This window comes from Kitasatospora sp. NPDC093102, from assembly GCF_040683915.1.
In the GTDB taxonomy this organism is placed as follows: Bacteria; Actinomycetota; Actinomycetes; order Streptomycetales; family Streptomycetaceae; genus Kitasatospora.
The window spans coordinates 24425-42685 of sequence record NZ_JBFBFA010000009.1; the positions used below are offsets into that span (position 1 = coordinate 24425).

15 protein-coding genes are annotated in these 18261 nt (G+C 76.3%); 5 read left to right on the forward strand and 10 right to left on the reverse strand.

The window, feature by feature from the left end:
- Positions 1 to 26: 26 nt before the first annotated feature.
- The 4 genes from AB0O11_RS15290 to AB0O11_RS15305 form a co-directional block, all read right to left on the reverse strand.
- Complete coding sequence (locus AB0O11_RS15290; RefSeq protein ID WP_363386168.1) at positions 27 to 2552, reverse strand: FtsX-like permease family protein; 2526 nt, start codon at positions 2550 to 2552, stop codon at positions 27 to 29.
- A complete protein-coding gene (locus AB0O11_RS15295) occupies positions 2549 to 3487 on the reverse strand; it encodes an ABC transporter ATP-binding protein (RefSeq protein WP_363386170.1) in 939 nt (312 codons plus the stop codon). The genes AB0O11_RS15290 and AB0O11_RS15295 overlap by 4 nt, the downstream gene beginning before the upstream one ends.
- 105 nt (positions 3488 to 3592) lie before the next feature.
- The gene (locus AB0O11_RS15300) at positions 3593 to 4387 is read right to left on the reverse strand and encodes an aminotransferase class IV (RefSeq protein WP_363386172.1); all 795 of its coding nucleotides are present in this window, start codon (positions 4385 to 4387) and stop codon (positions 3593 to 3595) included.
- The gene (locus tag AB0O11_RS15305; protein WP_363386174.1) at positions 4380 to 5336 is read right to left on the reverse strand and encodes a GNAT family N-acetyltransferase; all 957 of its coding nucleotides are present in this window, start codon (positions 5334 to 5336) and stop codon (positions 4380 to 4382) included. Before AB0O11_RS15305 ends, AB0O11_RS15300 begins: the two co-directional genes overlap by 8 nt.
- 181 nt (positions 5337 to 5517) lie before the next feature.
- Here AB0O11_RS15305 and AB0O11_RS15310 point away from each other — a divergent pair, with 181 nt between their 5' ends.
- Both AB0O11_RS15310 and AB0O11_RS15315 read left to right on the forward strand, forming a co-directional pair.
- Positions 5518 to 6804, forward strand: coding sequence for a hypothetical protein (locus AB0O11_RS15310; protein ID WP_363386176.1), 1287 nt, complete (start codon positions 5518 to 5520; stop codon positions 6802 to 6804).
- Positions 6711 to 7805 (forward strand): glycosyltransferase family 4 protein, encoded by a 1095-nt coding sequence (locus AB0O11_RS15315; protein ID WP_363386178.1) that lies wholly within the window; start codon positions 6711 to 6713, stop codon positions 7803 to 7805. The genes AB0O11_RS15310 and AB0O11_RS15315 overlap by 94 nt, the downstream gene beginning before the upstream one ends.
- On the opposite strand, the gene AB0O11_RS15320 is transcribed toward AB0O11_RS15315, so the two are convergent.
- The 4 genes from AB0O11_RS15320 to AB0O11_RS15335 all read right to left on the reverse strand — a co-directional run bounded on the left by AB0O11_RS15320 (position 7777) and on the right by AB0O11_RS15335 (position 11162).
- Positions 7777 to 8139, reverse strand: a complete 363-nt coding sequence (locus AB0O11_RS15320) for a hypothetical protein (protein WP_363386180.1) — start codon at positions 8137 to 8139, stop codon at positions 7777 to 7779. The genes AB0O11_RS15315 and AB0O11_RS15320 overlap by 29 nt on opposite strands.
- A gap of 68 nt (positions 8140 to 8207) precedes the next feature.
- Entirely contained in the window at positions 8208 to 8864 is a 657-nt protein-coding gene (locus AB0O11_RS15325; RefSeq protein WP_363386182.1) for a response regulator transcription factor, read from the reverse strand.
- The gene (locus AB0O11_RS15330) at positions 8849 to 10141 is read right to left on the reverse strand and encodes a sensor domain-containing protein (protein ID WP_363386488.1); all 1293 of its coding nucleotides are present in this window, start codon (positions 10139 to 10141) and stop codon (positions 8849 to 8851) included. The genes AB0O11_RS15325 and AB0O11_RS15330 overlap by 16 nt, the downstream gene beginning before the upstream one ends.
- Positions 10142 to 10229: 88 nt before the next feature.
- The gene (locus tag AB0O11_RS15335; protein WP_363386184.1) at positions 10230 to 11162 is read right to left on the reverse strand and encodes a DMT family transporter; all 933 of its coding nucleotides are present in this window, start codon (positions 11160 to 11162) and stop codon (positions 10230 to 10232) included.
- A 121-nt stretch (positions 11163 to 11283) separates the two neighbouring features.
- Between AB0O11_RS15335 and AB0O11_RS15340 the strand changes: the two genes are divergently transcribed.
- Both AB0O11_RS15340 and AB0O11_RS15345 read left to right on the forward strand, forming a co-directional pair.
- Positions 11284 to 12162, forward strand: a complete 879-nt coding sequence (locus tag AB0O11_RS15340) for a LysR substrate-binding domain-containing protein (protein WP_363386186.1) — start codon at positions 11284 to 11286, stop codon at positions 12160 to 12162.
- A gap of 311 nt (positions 12163 to 12473) precedes the next feature.
- Entirely contained in the window at positions 12474 to 14105 is a 1632-nt protein-coding gene (locus tag AB0O11_RS15345; protein ID WP_363386188.1) for a translation initiation factor 2, read from the forward strand.
- A gap of 5 nt (positions 14106 to 14110) precedes the next feature.
- Here AB0O11_RS15345 and AB0O11_RS15350 read toward each other — a convergent pair whose 3' ends face one another.
- Entirely contained in the window at positions 14111 to 14446 is a 336-nt protein-coding gene (locus tag AB0O11_RS15350) for a hypothetical protein (RefSeq protein ID WP_363386190.1), read from the reverse strand.
- Between the two features lie 248 nt (positions 14447 to 14694).
- Positions 14695 to 16746 carry an NB-ARC domain-containing protein gene (locus AB0O11_RS15355; RefSeq protein WP_363386192.1) on the reverse strand — a complete coding sequence of 684 codons (2052 nt, stop codon included), beginning with the start codon at positions 16744 to 16746 and terminating at the stop codon, positions 14695 to 14697.
- A 197-nt stretch (positions 16747 to 16943) separates the two neighbouring features.
- Between AB0O11_RS15355 and AB0O11_RS15360 the strand changes: the two genes are divergently transcribed.
- Complete coding sequence (locus AB0O11_RS15360; protein WP_363386194.1) at positions 16944 to 18239, forward strand: carbohydrate-binding protein; 1296 nt, start codon at positions 16944 to 16946, stop codon at positions 18237 to 18239.
- Positions 18240 to 18261: the final 22 nt, after the last annotated feature.

Consider the following 18261-nt stretch of genomic DNA (forward strand, 5'->3'; position numbering starts at 1 on the left):
TCGCAGCCCGCCGCTGCCGCGGCCCCCTACTGCCGCGCCGTGCCCAGCGCCGCCGGCCGGGTCCGCAGCAGCGCCCGGGCCGGCAGCCCGGTCGCCCCGAGGCAGAGCAGCACCGCTCCGGCGGCCAGCGGCACGGCGAGCATCGGCGGCACGTACGGGGCGGAGCCGGCCACACCCCGGGCGACCGGCACCAGCGTGACCGCGGCGATCGCCGCGCCGACCGCCAGCCCGGTCGCGGCCACCAGCAGCGCCTCCCAGCGCATCATGCCGCGCACCTGGCGCCGGGTGGTGCCGGCCAGCCGCAGCAGCGCGACCTCGCGGCGCCGGTCCAGCACCGTCATCACCAGCGTGTTGGCGGCGCTGACGGCGGCGAACCCGCCGAGCACCGCGGCCATCACGGTGTTGGCCCAGCCGCTGAGCTCCAGGTCCTTGTCGGCCTGGGCGACGAACCCGGCCCGGTCGGTCACCGCCGCCCCGGCGAGCCTGCCCAGCCCGGCGGCCACCGCCGCCGGGTCGGCGCCCGGCGCGTCGGCGACCAGCACCTGGCTGTCGTACCCGGCGGTGACGTGCGCGGCCACCGCGGCCCGGGGCAGCAGCGCCTGGCCGACGCCGAGCCCGCGGTCGTACACCGCGACCACGGCGGGCCGCACAGCAGTGCCGTCGCCGAGCCAGAGCGGCACCCGGTCGCCGATCTCGGCGCCGAGGGAGTCGGCCAGGGTGGCGCTCAGCGCGATGGTGTCGGAGGCGCGGCCGAGGTCGGCCAGCGCGCCGCTGCGCACGCCCAGGTCGAGCACCTTGGGCAGCCGGGCCGGGTCGCCGTCCACCCCGAGGACGGGGGCGGAGCCCAGCTGCTCGCCGTTCCTGTAGATCACTCCGGTGCGCAGCACGCCGACGGCGGTGTCCACGCCGGGCACCCCGGCCGCCCGCTCGGCCGTCCCGACGGGCAGGCCGGGGCCGGTGGCGCCGACCACGTGGTCGGCGGTGACGCCGGCCCGGACGTTCTCGCCGGCGGTGTGGCGCACGGTGCTCTGCAGGATCAGCAGCGTGCCGCAGAAGGCGGTGACCAGGACGATCGGGGTGATCGCGGAAGCCAGCCGACGGGCGTTGGCACGGGCGTTGTCGGCGGCCAGCGAGCCGGGCGCACCGCCGGCCCGCAGCGGGGCGCCGAGCACCGCAGCGGCGCCCCGGGCCAGCCAGGGGCCGAGCAGGGCGACGGCCATCATGAAGCACATCACGACGCCGAGCGCGGTCTGGGCGGCCTTGGCGCCGTCCAGGGCCGTGGCGACGGCGCCGGCCACGACGCCGCCGACGGTGAAGACGAGCCCGAGGACGGTGCGCACCTTGCCCGGCGGGGCCGGTTCGACGGCGGCCTCGCCGAGCGCCTGGGCGGCCCGCATCCGGGACGGCCGGCGGGCGGCCAGGAAGCCGGCGGTCAGCGCGGCGAGGGTGCAGGCGAGGACGGCGGCCAGCATCGGCAGCGGGCCGATGTCCGGACGGACGCCCGCGGGGACGGCGCCGCGCTCGACCAGCTGGCCGAACCACCAGCGGGCGAGGGCCAGTCCGGGCAGGATGCCGAGCGCCGCGGCGAGCGGCGCGACCAGCATCGCCTCGGCGGCGATGGTGCGGCGGATCTGGCGCGGGGTGGCGCCGATGGCGCGCAGCAGGGCGAACTCGCGGGCGCGCTGCCCGGTGGCGAGGGCGACGGTGCTCATCACCACGAAGATCGCGGTCATGGTGGCGTACCCGCCGAAGCTGCCGCCGAGGGCCACCAGCATGGTGCGGGCACCACCCAGAGCCGGGTATTCGACCTCGCCCCGGGCGTCCCCGGTGAAGGTCCTGGCGTCGCCGCCGACGGCCTGGCGGACCTGTGCGGCCAGTGCGGCGGCGGTCACGCCCTCGCGGGGCTGCACGGCGATGGCGTCGATCCGGCCGGGGTGGCCGGCGAGGCGGTCGGCGGTGGCGTCGGCGAACCACGCGGTGGGGCCGGCCTGCTGGGCGGCGGCCAGACCGGAGACCCGGTAGTTCGCGGTGCCGCCCGGCGCGGTGAGCGTGAGGTTCGCGCCAGGCGCGAGATGGGCTGCACGCGCCGTGTCGGCGTCCAGCACCACCTCGTTCACGCCGGGCGCGCGGCCCTCCAGCAGCTGGTCGCCCGGCCCGGCGATGCCGAGCGCGGCGAAGCCCCGGCCGGTCAGGGCCGGCGCCTGCCCGGTGGCGGGCAGCGGGAAGGCGGTGTCCGGCCGGGCGGCCGCGACGCCGGGCAGCGCGGCCAGCCGGCCGACCAGCGCGGCGTCCGTCCGGGCCCGCTCCGGGGTGGCCTGTTCCTCGGTCGCGGTGTCCTCGCCGATCTTCCGCTGGATCTTCACCGCCTGGTCGGCCGCGACCACCACCGGGGCGGCGGCGTACCGGTCGGGTTCGACGCTCGCCGTCAGGCCGGTCTGCAGCAGCACTCCGCAGGCCACCACCACGGCGGCGCCCAGCAGCAGGGCCACCAGGGTGCCCACGAAGGACGCGGGCCGAAAGCGCACCGAGGAGCGCGCGAGTCCGTTCGTCATGCCGCCACTCCCACCGGGCGGGCGGTCAGCGCGACCATCCGGTCCGCGACGGCCTGCGGGCTCGGGTGCGGCAGGTCGTCCACGATCGCGCCGCCGGCCAGGAACAGCACCCGGTCGGCGAAGGAGGCCGCCACCGGGTCGTGGGTCACCATCACCACGGTCGCGCCGAGTGAGTCCACGGCCCGGCGCAGCAGGGCCAGCACCTCGTGCGCGGTCCGGGTGTCCAGCGCGCCGGTCGGCTCGTCGGCGAACACCACGTCGGGGCGGGTGATCAGCGCGCGGGCGATCGCCACCCGCTGCTGCTGACCTCCGGACAGCTGGCCGGGCCGCCGCCGGGCGTGCTCGCCGAGGCCCACCCGCTCCAGCAACTCCCGTGCCCGGGAACGGTCCTGACGCTCCCCGGCGAGGCGCTGCGGGAGCAGCACGTTCTGCTCGACGGTCAGCGAGGGCAGCAGGTTGAAGGACTGGAAGACGAAGCCGATCCGGCTGCGGCGCAGCTTGGTGAGCCGGTTCTCGCTCAGCTCGGTGATGTCCTCGCCGCCGAGCCGGACCTGCCCGGAGTCCGGGCGGTCCAGGCCCGCCGCGCACTGGAGGAAGGTGGACTTGCCGGAGCCGGACGGGCCCATCACCGCGGTGAAGCTGCCGTGGCCGAGCGCCAGGTCGATCCCGCGCAGCGCCTGCACCGTCGCCTCGCCGCGCCCGTAGGTGCGGCACACCCCGCGCAGCTCGACCGCGGGAGCCGCCTGCCGGGCGGCGCCGACCGGGGCCGTGCCGTGAACGTCGGTGCCGTACGTGCCGGTGCCGTGAACGTCCGTGCCGTACGTGCCGTACGTGCCGGTGCCGTGAACGTCCGTGCCGTACGTGCCGTACGTGCCGGTGCCGTGAACGTCGGTGCCGGACACGTCGGTCCTGCGGCGGTCTTGGCGGCGTGCCATGGATGGGCCTTCCTTCGGTTCTGCGTCGCTCGTCGTCGACGTGCTCCAACCTAGGAAGGGCGGGCTCCGCGAACCATGCAGGTCACCGGCGGACCGCGGGTGGGGTTATCCCCCCACCGGTTCGGCGGAGATCCCCAGGTAGGCGGCGCGCAGCTCGGCGAGCACCGGGTGGCCGGGGTCGAAGACGGTGCCGTCCACGGCCGCCAGCGGCCGCACCCCGACGCCCGCGTTCACCGCGAAGGCAGCGGTGAAACGGTCCAGTCCGGCGGCGGGCAGCGGCTCGCGGGACTGCGGGCCCCGGTACGCCCCCGACAGCAGGGCCTCGGTGACGCCGGGCAGGCTCGGGCCCTGCGGCCAGACCAGCTCGTCCTCGGCCAGGAAGCCGACGTTCCAGGTCGCGCCCTCGACCACCAGGCCGCCCTCGTCGACCAGCAACACGTCGCCGTAGCCCGCGAGTTGGGCCTGCCGACGGTGGTGCACCAGGCCGAACAGGCCGACGTGCTTCACCTCCGGCAGCTCCCGCCGGTACGCCACGGTGCGGACCCGCAGCGGGGCGGGCGCGGCCGCCGCGGCCGGGCGGGTGGTCACCAGCAGGACGGGTGCGGCCGGGGCGGCGGGGCGCTCCAGGCCGAGCGCCGGGTCGTACACGGTCACCCGGACGATCACCGGCGCACCGTCGGCGGGCAGCACCGCGCCGATCCGCTCCCGCACCACCGCCCGGTCCAGCTCGGCACCGAACAGCACCCGGCAGTCCCGGACCAGCCGGTCCAGGTGCAGCGCCAGACCGCGCACCCGGCCCGCCTCGGCGCGCAGGGTGGTGAAGTGCCCGTAGTTGAGCAGCCCCAGCGCGGCCAGCCGCGCCGGGTCGGCGGGGGCGCCGTCGATCTCGATCTCAGCCATCCCCCGAGTCTGCCAGCTGCGGGGACGGCGGCGGGGCGAGGTCCGGCAGCGGCACCGGGCGGTACGGGCCGGCCATCCGGCGGCCCGCCGTCCGGGCCGCCCGCTCGAACTCCTCGATCCGGTACGCCAAGCCCTCCGGCTCCCCCGCGTCCGACCAGCGCCACGCCTCCGCCCACCACTGCGGGCCGCGCACCAGCGGCCGGCCGGCCAGCGCCAGGTACAGGGCCAGCGTGGAGCGGGCGTACTCGTGCACCCAGCCGTCGCAGCCCCGGTAGTCCGCCGTCTCGTCCAGCCGCAGCCAGCGGCCCTCCTGCCCGGCGGCCAGTATCGGCACCCAGCCGCGCAGCCGGTCGGCGACCAGCAGGAACAGCCGGCCGTCCTCCTCCCGCACCCGGTGCAGCGGGAGCTGCGGCATCCGGGCGAAGGACAGCGAACGCTTCCAGCCCACCACCCACAGGCCCCGGCGCAGGTAGTAGCGGACCGCCGACTGCCACGACCAGTGCGCTTCCAGCCGGAACCCCGGCAGGCCCTCGGCGGTGGCCGCCGCGTACACCTCGTCCAGCGCGGCGGCGGCCAGCCCGTGGCCGCGCACGGCCGGGGTCACGTAGAGGGAGGAGACGGCGAGCTGGCTCGGGCCCTTGGTCCAGTTGTCCACCGCGACGGTGCCCACCACGGCACCGGCATCGTCCTGGATCCAGTAGCGCCGCCGGTACAGCTCCCCGCCCGGCCACTCCCGCCCGCTCTCCCCCAGCCGCTCCCGCCACCCGCGCTCCGCCTGCGGCGCCAGCCCGTCCGGTTCCACCTGCTCGCCCAGCTCGCCCTCCACCAGGGACGCCAAGTCCCAGAGCGCGAACCGCCGTTCCTCCCCCGGCCCGGCCGCCCGCAGCCGCGGCCCCGCCGCCAGCCGGTCCTGCGCCCGCTCCACCGCCGCACCCCACGACCTCCGCACACGGCGAGGATAGCGGGAAGGCCGGGACGAGCAGTAATCCGTCGACCACCGAACGTCAGCGCGGGCAGGGGGATACGGGGTGACGGCCGCACGCCACCGGCGGGCGGGGTAGGGGAAACCCGACCACAGGACTCGACTTGGCCGTGATGACCTCGCCGGCCCGCGCCGATGCAATGGAGGGGTGACGAAACGGGCGTGGTGGTGGTGCGGCGGGTGGGTGGTCGCGGCGGGGTGGGCGGGTGCGTTTCCGGTGCTCTCCGGGCTCGGGCCGCACCGGAGTTGGGGGGCCTGGGCGGCCTGCGGGTACCTGTCGGCGGCGCTCGCCGTGGTGCTGCTGCGGCGGCGCGGGCGTGAGGTGTCGGTGGCGGTCGCGGCCGTCGGGGCGGTGCTGGTACCGCTGCTCGTGCTGGTGACGGACGGGCGGGGGCAGAGCGAGGTCGGGGTGATCGAGCGCTCCGGGTCGCTGCTGCTGCACACCGGCACGCCGTACCTGGCCGACCCGCAGTCCGTCGCGGAGTACACCCCGTACCTCCCCGGGATGGCCCTGCTGGGCCTGCCCCGGGCGCTGCTGGGCGGTGCGCCGCTGGGCGACGCCCGGCTCTGGTGTGCGGCGGTGTTCCTGCTCTGCGTGCTGCGGACGGTGCCCGCCGGGTGCCGGCTCGGCGCCGCCGCGCTCACCGCCTCGCCGGTGGTCTCGCTGCCGCTCTGCGTCAGCGGGGTCGACCTGCCGCTCACCGGCCTCTGCTGGCTCGCCTTGGTCCGGGCCGCCGAACGGCGGCCGGTGGCGGCCGGGTTGGCGCTGGCCGCCGCCTGCTCGCTGAAGTGGACGGCCTGGCCCGCGCTCGCCGTGGTGGCGGCCCTGCTGGCGGCCGCCGCCGGACGGCGCGCGGCGCTGCGCGGGACGGCCGTCGCGGTGGGGGCGGCGGCGCTGGCGGTGCTGCCGGTGGCGCTGCGCGCCCCGGGGCCGCTGGCGGAGCAGGTGTTCGCCTTCCCCACCGGGCGCGGCCGGCTGCCGACCCCGGCCGCCAGTCCGCTGCCCGGGCGGCTGCTCGCCGACCTCGGTGCGCCCGGCTGGTACGCCACCGTCGCCCTGCTGCTGCTCGCCGGGCTCGCCGTCGGGGCCTCGCTGCTCACCCGCCCGCCGCGCACCGCGGCCGCGGCGGCGCACCGGCTGGCCCTGGGGCTGTCGGCGGCCTTCCTGCTGGCCCCCGCCGGGCGGTTCGGCTACCTCGCGCTGCCGCTCGTCCTCGTCCTGCTCTCCGTTCCGAAAACCTTCCCGCTCTCCATTCCGAAAGGCCTGCCATGGGCACCACCCTCGTCGTCACCAACGACTTCCCGCCGCGCCAGGGCGGAATCGAGACCTTCGTCAAGGCCATGGCCGACCGCGTCCCCGGCCACGACGTCGTGGTCTACACCTCGGCCGAACCGGGCGCGGAGCGCCACGACGCCGCTCTCCCCTACCCGGTGATCCGCGACCGCGCCCACACCCTGCTGCCGACCCCGCGGGCCACCCGCCGGGCCGCCGGGACAGCCCGGGCGCACGGCTGCGACCGGGTGTGGTTCGGCGCCGCCGCGCCGCTCGCCGCGATGACGCCGGGGCTGCGGCGGCTGGCGCCCGGCATCCGCCGCACCGTCGCCACCACGCACGGCCACGAGATCTGGTGGGCCCGCACGCCGGGCGCCCGCGGCCTGCTGCGCCGGATCGGCCGCAGCACGGACGTGGTGACCTACCTCGGTGCCTACACCCGTGCCCGGATCGCCCCCGCGCTCGGGCCGGACGCCCGGCTGGCGCGACTGGTACCGGGGGTCGACCCGTCGGTCTTCCGGCCGGCCGCCGCCACCAACGTGTCCGCCGCCCCGGTCATCCTCTGTGTGGCACGGCTGGTCCCGCGCAAGGGCCAGGACGTACTGATCCGCGCGCTGCCCGCGATCCGCCGGTCCGTGCCCGGGACCACCCTGGTGCTGGTCGGCCGGGGCCCGGACGAGGACCGGCTGCGGGGCCTCGCCCGCCGGCTCACCGAACCGGACAGCGTGGTGTTCGCCGGCGGCCTCGGCCACGCCGCGACGGCCGTCCACTACGCCGGGGCGGACGTCTTCGCGATGCCGTGCCGCACCCGTCGGCTGGGGCTGGAGGCCGAGGGCCTCGGCATCGTCTACCTGGAGGCGGCCGCCGCCGGCCTCCCGGTGGTGGCCGGCCGCTCCGGCGGCGCCCCGGACACCGTCCTGGACGGCGTCACCGGCACGGTCGTCGACGGCCGCTCCCCCGCCGAGGTGGCCGCCGCCCTGACCCGGATCCTGCTCGCCCCGCCCGCCGAGCGCGCCCGGACGGGGGCGGCGGGACGGCGCTGGGCCGAGGAGCACTGGACCTGGGAGTCCTCGGCGCGGCGGCTCACCGACCTGCTGGACCCCGAGGTCCCCCTGCCCGGCGCGACCGCCCCGGTCAATCCGGCTGCCCCCGCAGGTGCCTGACCAGCCGTGCGATCGCGGGTGCCCCGCCGTTGGCGCGCACCGCCGTCACCCAGTTCCGCGCCTGGCCCGGCAGGTCGTCCCGGCTCGGGCAGGAGAAGCTGAACAGCCAGACGTGGGCGGACAGATCGCGCTCCGAGATCGTCCGCCACTCCTCGCCCCCGGCCTCCGTCAGGGTTTCCTGGCAGGCGGCCAGCGCCAAGTCCCCGTCCCCTGCCCACTCCTGCCGCAGCCACAGCAGGAAGTTGGTCTGGGCCGTCGTGGTGTCGTCCCTGGTCGCCTCGCCCTTGAGCAGTCGGTTGACGATCGCGCTCTGCGGTTCCCGTGTCCTTGCCATGACTCCATCGTTCCGGCACCGCGACCGCCGTGACAAGGGGGTCGATCGTCCGCAGGCCGGCCCTTCGGTCACTCCCCCCGCAGGTGCGCCAGCACGGCGAGCACCCGCCGGTTGCCCTCCGTCGGGTCCAGGTCCAGCTTCGTGAAGATGTTCCCGCAGTGCTTCACCACCGAGGCCTCGGTGATGCTCAACCGGCCCGCCACGGCCTGGTTGTTGAGGCCCTCGGCCATCAACGCGAGCACCTCGCGTTCGCGCGGGGTGAGTCGGGCCAGCGGGCGGTCGGCGGACTGACCGCGCAGCAACACCCGGACCACCTCGGGGTCGATCACCGTCTCCCCGTCGGCGACCCGCCGCAGCGCGTCCAGGAAGTCCGCGACGTCACCGACCCGGTCCTTCAACAGGTAGCCCAGACCGGCCGGTTGGGCACCGGCGGCGGCGAGCAGCCGGGTCGCGTACGGGGTGGCCACGTACTGGGAGAGGACCAGGACGGGCAGGCCCGGGTGGCGCTCGCGCAGGGCGAGGGCGGCGCGCAGGCCCTCGTCGGTGTGGTCGGGGGGCATCCGGACGTCGGTGACCACGATGTCCGGCCGGTCGGCGTCCACGGCCGCGGCCAGCGCCCCGGCGTCGCCGACGGCCGCGGTCACCCGGTGGCCGCCCAGCGCGAGGAGTTCGACCAGTCCGGCGCGCAGCAGCACCGCGTCCTCGGCGATCACGACCCGGAGCACGGGACCTCCAGCCGCAGCGTCGTCGGGCCGCCCGTCGGGCTCGTCACCATCAGCCGTCCTCTCAGCAGTGCCACCCGGTCGGCGAGTCCCGCCAGTCCGGCCCCGGCGGCCGGGTCCGCCCCGCCGTGGCCGTCGTCGGTCACCTGGACGACCAGCCGGCCGCCCGCGAGACGCCCGTGGACGGTGATCGCGGTGGCGCCGCTGTGCTTGGCCGCGTTGGTGAGCGCCTCGGTGACGGTGAAGTAGGCGGTGGTCTCCACGGGGGCGGGCAGCCGCTCCGGGAGCTCGATGTCGGTGGCCACCGGGATCGGGTGGCGCTGCGCGACCTCGTCGACGGCGGCGGCGAGCCCGTGGTCGGTGAGCACCTGCGGGTGGATGCCGCGCACCAGTTCGCGCAGCTGCTCCAGCGCCTGCCGTGCCTCGCCGCGCGCCCGGGTGACGAGCTCGGCGGCCCGGGCGTCCCGGTCACCCTCGATGCCCCCGCCTCTGGCCCCCTCCCGGCCGCGCAGCTCGTACTCGGCGAGCCCGAGGGTCATGCTGAGCGCGACCAGCTGCTGCTGTGCGCCGTCGTGCAGGTCTCGCTCGATCCGGCGCCGCTCGGCCTCGAAGGCGTCGGCCAACCGGGCGCGGGAACGGGTGAGTTCGAGCACCTGACGGCCGAGGTCGTCCTCCCGCGGCCCGAGCAGGAAGCGGGCCAGCGCGACCTCGGCACAGGCCAGCAGCGCCCCGGCGTACGCACAGAGCAGCAGGCCGGCCAGCCCGGCGGCGGTGAACGGCAGGGCGGCGAGCGGCCCGGGGACGGCGTGCCCGGGGACGAGCATCACGGTCTCCGGATCGAGCGCCCAGACCACCAGCGGGGAGACCACGTACAGGCCGGAGAGCACCAGCAGCACGGTGAAACCGAGCGAGGCGGCGGCCAGCACGGTCGAGACGAGCACGGCGTGGGCGAGTTCGCGCCAGGTGGCCCGCTCGCGCAGCCGGGTGCGGACGCGGGCGCGGCGGCCCGCCCCGGGCAGGCTCCGGTGCGGGTCGGGCGGGGGGAACGGCTCGACCAGCCGCAGCCGCCACCGGGCCACGGCGGCGGCGGGGATGCCGGCGAGCGCCAGGGCGAGCAGCACCGGCAGCCCGACGCCGACCACCGACAGCCCCGCACCGAGCGCCAGCAGCGCCGCGAGGACCGCCAGCAGCACCGGCCCGAACAGCGCGCCGCCGAGCAGGTACGCCCAGCAGCGCGGCACCCAGCGGGTGAACGGGAAGCGCAGCGGGTTCGCCCGCAGCGCCTCGCCTACGGACGTCGGCTGCTGCTCCCCCTCGCTGGTCCGTTCGCTGGTCCGTTCGCTGCTCCCCTCGCTCACCCGGTCCACCCTAACCGACCGGCTGACGGCCCTTCGGGTCCTCGGCCGGCTCCACGGTCCGGGCCCGGCGCGGCCTGGTCAGCGCGACGGCCGCGATCACCAGCGCGCCGCCGGCCAGGGCGTTCCAGCCCACCGGCTCGTGCAGGAAGGCCGCGCCGAGGACGGTGGACCACAGCGGGGTCACATAGGTGACCGCGGAGGCCACCGCCGTGCCCGCCGACCGGACCAGGCCCAGGTTGAGCAGGTAGGCCAGGCCCGTCCCGAGCGCGCCGAGCACCAGCAGGGCGGCGGACGCGGCGTGGCCCGGCCAGTGCGGGGCACCCGCGGTGACCGGGGCGATCAGGGCCAGTTCGGCCGCGGCACAGCCGATCTGGAGTGCGGAGAGGGTGGTCACCGACTCCGGGCGGCCGGACAGGAAGCGGCGCAGGTAGGCGAAGCCGGCGCCGTAGCAGCCGGCGGCGGCCAGGCAGGCCAGCGCGCCGGCGGTCGCCCCGGCACCGAGGCCGCGCCAGACCCCGAGCACGGTGAGCACGCCGAGGAAGCCGAGCCCGAGGCCGGCCAGCCGGCGGGCGCCCGGGTGGCGCTCCTCGGGGACGGTGAGCACCGCGAACAGCAGGGTGAACAGCGGGGTGGTCGCGTTCATCACCCCGGCGAGCACCGAGCTGACCCTGGTCTCGCCGAAGGAGAACAGGGTGAACGGCACGGTGTTGAGCAGCACCGCGACCACTGCCGAATGCCCCCACAGCGCCCGATCGCGCGGGGCCCGCTCGCCGCGCAGCAGCAGGACCACCCACAGCGTGACGGCACCGAGCAGGCAGCGCCACAACGCCACCCACACCGGCGGCACCCCCGCGTCGACCGCCACCTTGATCAGGGCGAAGCTCGCGCCCCAGATCACCGACAGGGCCACGAAGCCCGGCAGCCAGCGCCGCACCTCCACCACCTCCGTCCTCGCACCGCGCTTGCTCGCGTGTTCGCTTGTTCGCTTGTCGCTGGACAGAGCGTGACCCGGCACCGGAGCATGAGTCCAACAAGTGGTAGCCCATTCGTGATGAGGAAGTCTCATGGCCCCGGACGTCAACCTGGCCCAGCTCAGGGCCTTGGTCGCGGTCGCCGACACCGGCGGCTTCAGCGCGGCCGCCGACGACCTGGGCATCAGCCAGTCCGCGGTCTCGCACGCCGTCGCCGCGCTGGAGCGGAGTCTCGGCGCGCCCGTGCTGCGGCGCGGAAACCCGTGCCGTCCCACCCCGCTGGGCGAGCAGGTCCTGCCGCACGCCCGGACCGCCGTCGCCTCGGCCGCCGCCGTCCGCGCGATCGCCACCCGGCACTCCGGCGGCCTGACCGGCACGGTACGGCTGGCGGCGCCGACCACCGTCTGCCAGGCGCTGCTGCCCGGGCTGTTGCAGGACTGGCGGGCGGCCTACCCGCAGGTGACCGTCCGGGTCTTCGAGGGCGAGGACGAGGAGCTGGCGGCCTGGCTGGAGGCGGGCACGGTGGACGCCGCCGTGCTGGTGGACGCCGGGCCGCTGCCGCCCGGGGCGGTCGCGCTCGGCGCCGACTCGATGCACGCGCTGCTGCGCCGCGACCACCCACTCGCCGGTCAACCGACCATCCACGTGGCCGAGTTGGAGGACGACGACTTCCTGCTCTCGGAGGGCGGCTGCGAACGTCACATCCGCGAGGCCTACCGGCGGGCGGGCACCCGCTTCACGCCCCGGCACCGCATCCGCGACCTGAACACCCTGATCGGCATGGTGCACGCGGGCGTCGGGGTCTCGGTGATGCCCGCGCTGGCGCTGACCATGCTCCCGGCCGAGTGCGTACTGGTCCCGGTCCGGCCCACCGTCCACCGGACGCTGTCGCTGACCGGGCCGACCGGCCGCCCGTGGTCCCCGGCGGTCAGCGGGCTGCTGGCGGGGGTGGAGGCCGGGGTCGGGGTCTGACCTGCTGCAACGGCTCCCACCCGGGTCGCGTGGATTCACCTGCGCGACTGACGGGGCGTCCGGTGGGGAGCGGTGGGGGGAGCGGTGGGGCGGATTTCGCTGGGCCACACCGTCTGCACGCCCTGGCGGTTACCATCGCCCCCATGCCCCCGCAGGACCACCCCGACCGCGCCGAGCCGGTGCCGCCGCACCGTCGCCGAGGGGCGCTGAGGTGTGGTACGGGACCATCGGCCCAGCCAGCCAGCCAGCCAGCCAGCCAGCCAGCCAGCCAGCCACGTAGCGCCCCTCGCAGCTCGGACTCCCCCGCCGAGGTGCTGTTCGCCGTGCGCTCGGCCGCCGCGCTGCACCGGCTGCTCGACCTGCTGCCGGCCTTCGAGGGTGACGACCGGGTCCGCTGCCGCTTCACCCTCGTGCCCGGCTCCGACTTCGCCGCCGACGCGCTCGCGGCCGTGGACTCCGCCGGGGCGCGCTGCATCCCGTGGGCCGAGGCCCTCGCCTGCCGGCACGACCTGATCCTCACCGCCAGTCCCAAGGGCGCGCTCGGCGGCCTGCGCGGCCGGCAGGTGCTGCTCCCGCACGGCGCGGGCTTCAACAAGGCGCTGGCGCGGGAGGGCTCGCCGGAGCTGCCGTCCGGCCTCGACCCGGCGTTCCTGCTCAGCGGCGGCAGCCCCACCGCCGCCCTGCACGCCCTCGCCCACCCCGACCAGATCGATCGGCTGGCCGCCCGGCTGCCCGACGCCCGGCGGCACGCCGTCGTCGCCGGGGATCCGACGCTCGACCGGATCCTGGAGTCCCTGGACCGGCGCGAGGCCGTCCGCGCCGCACTCGGCACCGGCGGGCGGCGGCTGGTGGTGCTCTCCTCCACCTGGGGACCGCAGTCGCTGCTCGCCCGCCGCCCCGACCTGCCCGCCGAACTCGCCGCCCGGCTGCCGTACGACGGGTACCAGCTGGCGCTGATCGTCCACCCCAACGAGTACAGCCGGACCGGTTCCTTCGACCTGTCCCGGCGGCTGCGCCCCGCGCTGGACGCCGGGTTGATGCTCGCGGCGCCGTACGAGGAGTGGGCGGCCCTGCTCGTCGCCGCGGACGTCCTGGTCACCGACCACGGCTCGGTGGCGCTCTACGCCGCCGCGCTGGACCTGCCGGTGGTGGCGGCCTGCGACGGCGCCGACGAACTGGTCCCCGGCAGCCCGATGGCCCGGTTGCTGGCCGCCGTCCCGCGTCTGGACCCGGTGGACCCGGCGCCGTGCCTGCCGGAAGGACCCGGCCGCACCCGCCGGTTCGCCGATCGGGCCTTCGCGCGCGCCGGACAGTGCCTGGAGACGCTGCGGCCCGAGCTGTACGAGCTGCTCGGTCTGGTCCCGCCGCCGTACCCCGCGCAGCCGCGCCCGCTGCCGGTGCCCGAGCACGCCCCGCGGACCCCGGCCGCGTTCGCCGTCCGGGCCTCCACCGACCGTGATCCGATCACCGTCGAACGGCTCCCGCCCTGGACGGACCTGCCCTTCCACCACCTCGCCGCCGAGTACGGCCGGGCCGGCACCCGCGCGCTCCAGAGCGCCGCCCTGATCTACCGCCGCGCCGACGCCCCGGCCGCGCGAACCGGCTGGCACCACGAGTACCGGACCGCCGCCGACTGGACGGCCGAGGTCTTCGAGGAGTACCCGAACTGCCGCACGGCCGCGGTGGTCCTCTCCCCCGCCACCGCCCTGCTGCGCCGCGACGGCGGCGCCCCGGTCGGCGTCCAGGTGGCCGCCGACCGCTCCGGCGGCCGCGTCCGCCGCACCGACCCGGCCGCCGCCCTGTCCGCCGTCCACACCTGGCTCGCCGCCCGCCCGGACGCCCTGCGCACCCTCCCCGCCACCCTGACCGCTCGCCTCGGCAGCACGACCCACCGCATCCGGCTGGCACCCGCCACCGAAGCCGAGGCCGACCACCCGGTCTGACCCGCTCAGCCCCACCCGTCCGGCGGGAGGTACGGCGGCGCGGGCACGTCCCACTGCGCGTCCCACCGGCCGACGGCCGCGCGCAGTTCACGCGCGTGCCGGGGCGACAGGGCGTGCATCACCGCTTCCAACAGCTCCCGGTCGTCCCACGGGTTACCGCAGCAGTACCAGTGGAGGTCTCCCTCGCCGTAGTCCTGCCACAGCAGGCGCTCCGGGCGATGGACGTACGCCCGCCACCGGCGCAGCGCGGCCGTGACGTCCCCGGGCCGCAGGTAGTTCCGCGTGCGTTCGAGGCGCGCGACCTCCGCGAGCGCCCGCGCGGACACCCCGTCGATCGCCACCCCTGTTCCCCGCATCCGGCGGCGCGGAAGGTCCGCCCGGATCCGTCCCGGCCGACTACGCGGCACGGGCCTTTCGGTTGGTCGTCATGCGGCGCATCCTGGCACCTGCCCGACCGGTGATCAACGGGTTTTGTCCGCCTCCGCCCGGCCGCCTTCCTCCGACGTGGGCGACATCACCGTCTTCTGCCCGGTCGGCGCGGCCGGCACCGAGGTCCCCGCCCTTGGCGAGCAGGCGCGCGGGCCCTGAGCTACCCCCGCAGGCGCTCCGCCTCCGCCCGGTAGCCGGCCGCCAGCTCGGCCTCGCCGAGCTCCTGGTGGAAGTCCGCCAGCGCCTCCAGGACCCGCAGTTCGTCCGCGGCCGACTGCCGGGCGCGGGCACCGTCGAGGGCGGCCCGGTAGTGCGGCGCGGCCTCCTCCGGCCGACCGGCCGCGCGCAGGGCGGTGGCGAGTTCGAAGGCGGTGCGGGAGGCCATCCGGGCCCGCTGGAGCTCGGTGGCGACGTGGTGCGCCTCGGTGAGCAGGGTGACGGCACGCCCGGGGTCGCCGAGGGCGAGGGCGGCACGGCCGAGCAGGTAGGTCTGGAGCATCGCGCCGTAGGTGTTGCCGATGGCGAGGTGCTCGGCGCGGGCCGCCTCGAAGTCGGGAACGGCGGCGGCCCAGTCGCCCTGGACGGAGGCCAGCTTGCCGCGGAACTCGACGGCGGAGGCGCGGAGCTTGCGCTCCGGCTCGGTGGAGCCGAGCAGTTCGGCGCGGTGGACGGCGACCCGCAGCTGCTCGGCGGCCTCCTGGTAGCGGCGCTGTTCCCAGAGCGGGCGGGCGAGCTGGCAGCGCATCCGGACGACGGCGAGCGGGTCCCCGGACCGGTCGGCGCCGGCCACTCCGAGGGTGAAGGCGTCGATCGCGTCGGCGTAGTGCTGGTGGTCGAGGAAGTGCGTCCAGAGCGGTTCGCACAGGGCGACGGCGTCGGCGTCCAGGCCGTCCTCGTGGGCGATGCGCACGCAGCCGTACAGGGCGAGGTGCTCGCGCTCCAGCCAGTGCAGGGCCTCGTGCGGGGAGGCGAACGACAGGTCGGGCGTCTCGACGAGCCCCGGTTCGTCGACCGGGGGCCGGGCCACCACCAGGCGCGGACCGGCCGCGATCAGGTCCGCGTGGGCGGCCTGCCGCCGGTACCAGCGGACCAGGCGGCGCCGGGCGGCCGGGACGTCCTCGGCGGAGCCATGGGACCGCCGCGAGGCATGCCCGCGGATCAGGTCGTGCAGCCCCCGTCCGTCGGGCCGCGACAGCAGCAGTCCGGCCTCGTCCAGTTCCTCCAGCGCGTCCTCCGCGGCCTCCGCGCCGCCGCCCAGCAGGGCCGCGGCCGGCCCGACCGTGACCACCGGCCCCGGGTGGTGCGGCAGCAGCCGGTAGAGCCGGGCCGCCCCGGGGCTCAGGCTCGCGTACGCGGCGTCCCAGACGGCTTCCACCACGGGCACTCCCTCCCGGTCCAGCTTGACGGTCAACTCCTCCATGAGCCTGCGCAGTTCGCGGTTGCGGTAGCGGCGCACCCAGCGCCCGGCGACGTGCAGCGCGGCGGGCAGCCCGGCGCAGCGGCGGGCGAGTTCGGCGGCGGCCTCGGGGTCTGCGGCGAGCCGGGGGTCGGAGACGGTGGCGCGCAGCAGGCCGGTGGCGTCCTCGCCGTCGAGCGGGCCGAGGGGCAGTTCGACGGCGCGGGTGCCGTCGAGGTCGTGGAGGCGGCCGTGGCTGGTGACGATGACGATGCCGCCGACCGAGGAGGGCAGCAGTGGCAGCACCTCGGCGCCGCTGCGGGCGTTGTCGAGGACGAGCACCAGGCGCTTGTCCTGGCTGGCGGTCCAGTAGCGGCGGCGCCGGTCGGCGTAGCCGGGCGGGAGCACCGCATCGGGGTCGAGGCCTCGGGTCAGTTCGCCGAGGGCGTCGGCGAGTTCGACGACGCCGTCCCGCCGCAGGTCGTCGAGGTCGAGATGGAGGATGCCGTCCGGGCAGCGGCCGTGCTCGCGCAGGGAGCGGGCGAGCCGGAAGCCGAGGGCGGTCTTGCCGATGCCGCCCATGCCGCTGAGGGCGACCACCAGCGGGCCGCCGGCTTCGGGCGCCGCGGACGTGGCGGCGAGGACCTGCTCCTGCTCGCCGGCCCGGTCGGCGAAGTGGGGCAGTTCGGGCGGCAGCTGCCAGGGAACGGCGGGCGGCGCCTGCTGGGTCAGGTTCAGTTGCTCGATGGTGTGCGCCTGGATGATGGCGCCGGCGCGCACCTGCCCGTCCACGCGGTTCGTGTTCTCCTTGGCCACCCGTCAACTCTAGGGCCTGTCGGCCGGCCGGATGCGGCTTGACCTCTTTGGGGTTGACCACCCACCGGGAGAGGTCTATACCAGTGAAGACCTTCGGCAACTACCCGCCGCCGACGGTCCGTTCGGCCGCCACGCCACCCCCACACCCGGCGCGAGCAGGCCTCCTCCCCTACTGCCGGTTCCCGGAAAGGCTTCCCATGGAACGCGCTCATCCCCCACAGTCCACCGCACGGCCTCCGCTCGGGCGCCGCGCCGCGCTCGCCGTGGCCGGCGTGCTCGGCCTGGTCGCCGGTGGCGTCGCCGCCCTGGCGGGCACCGGTTCCGCCGCCGCGGACACCAGCGGCACCACCACCGCCGGAGGGCTCGGCAGCAACTGGTACGCCTCGGCGCCGTACCTGATGCCCGAGGACAACAGCCCGCCGGACGCCGCCGCCGTCATGGACGCCACCGGCCAGAAGGCCTTCCAGCTGGCGTTCGTCCTGGCCCAGGGCAACAGCTGTTCGCCCGCCTGGGGCGGCACCTCCTCCATCGACACCGACACCACCATGCCGGGCGTCATCCAGACCGTCCGCGGCAAGGGCGGGGACGTCTCGGTGTCGGTCGGCGGGTACGGCGGCACCAAGCTGGGCCAGGTCTGCGGCACCCCCGAGGCGACCGCCGCCGGCTACCAGAAGGTGATCACCAAGTACAGCCTCAAGGCGATCGACTTCGACCTGGAGGAGCCGGAGTACGAGAACACCGCGGCCATCCACAACGAGATCGGTGCGGCGAAGATCCTCCAGCAGAACAACCCCGGCCTGTACGTCTCGATCACCACCGCCGGCACCAACGCGGGAACCGGCTGGTTCGGCACCCAGATGCTGGGCGAGGCCAAGTCGCAGGGCTTCACGCCGGACAACTATTCGATCATGCCGTTCGACGGCGGCTTCAACGGCGCCGCGGCGCAGACCGACGCACTGGTGAAGTTCAACGCGATCCTGCAGACCACCTTCGGCTGGAACGAGGCCACCGCGTACGCCCACGAGGGCGTGTCGCTGATGAACGGCCGCACCGACGCCGCCGAGTACTTCCACCCGTCCGACTTCCAGACCGTGCTGGACTTCGCCACCGCGCACGGCCTGGCCCGGTACACCTACTGGTCGGTCAACCGGGACCGCCAGTGCGCGGGCACCGTCGACCCGGGGCTGTCCGGCTCCTGCTCCAGCGTGGTGCAGAACGACTGGGACTTCACCCGGTACACGGTGAAGTTCGCCGGGGCGGCCCCGCCCACCACGACCCCGAGCTCCTCGCCGACCGGCCCGGGCACCCCGACCACCCAGGTGCCCACCCCGGGCACCTGCACCGCCCCGGCGTGGAGCGCGAGCACCACCTACAACGGCGGCGCCAAGGTCTCGTACAACGGGCACGACTACCACGCCAAGTGGTGGACGCTGAACGAGGTGCCGAGCGCCGGCGGCCAGTGGGGCGTCTGGGCCGACGACGGGCCCTGCTGACGGAACCTCCTCCGCTGCGGGC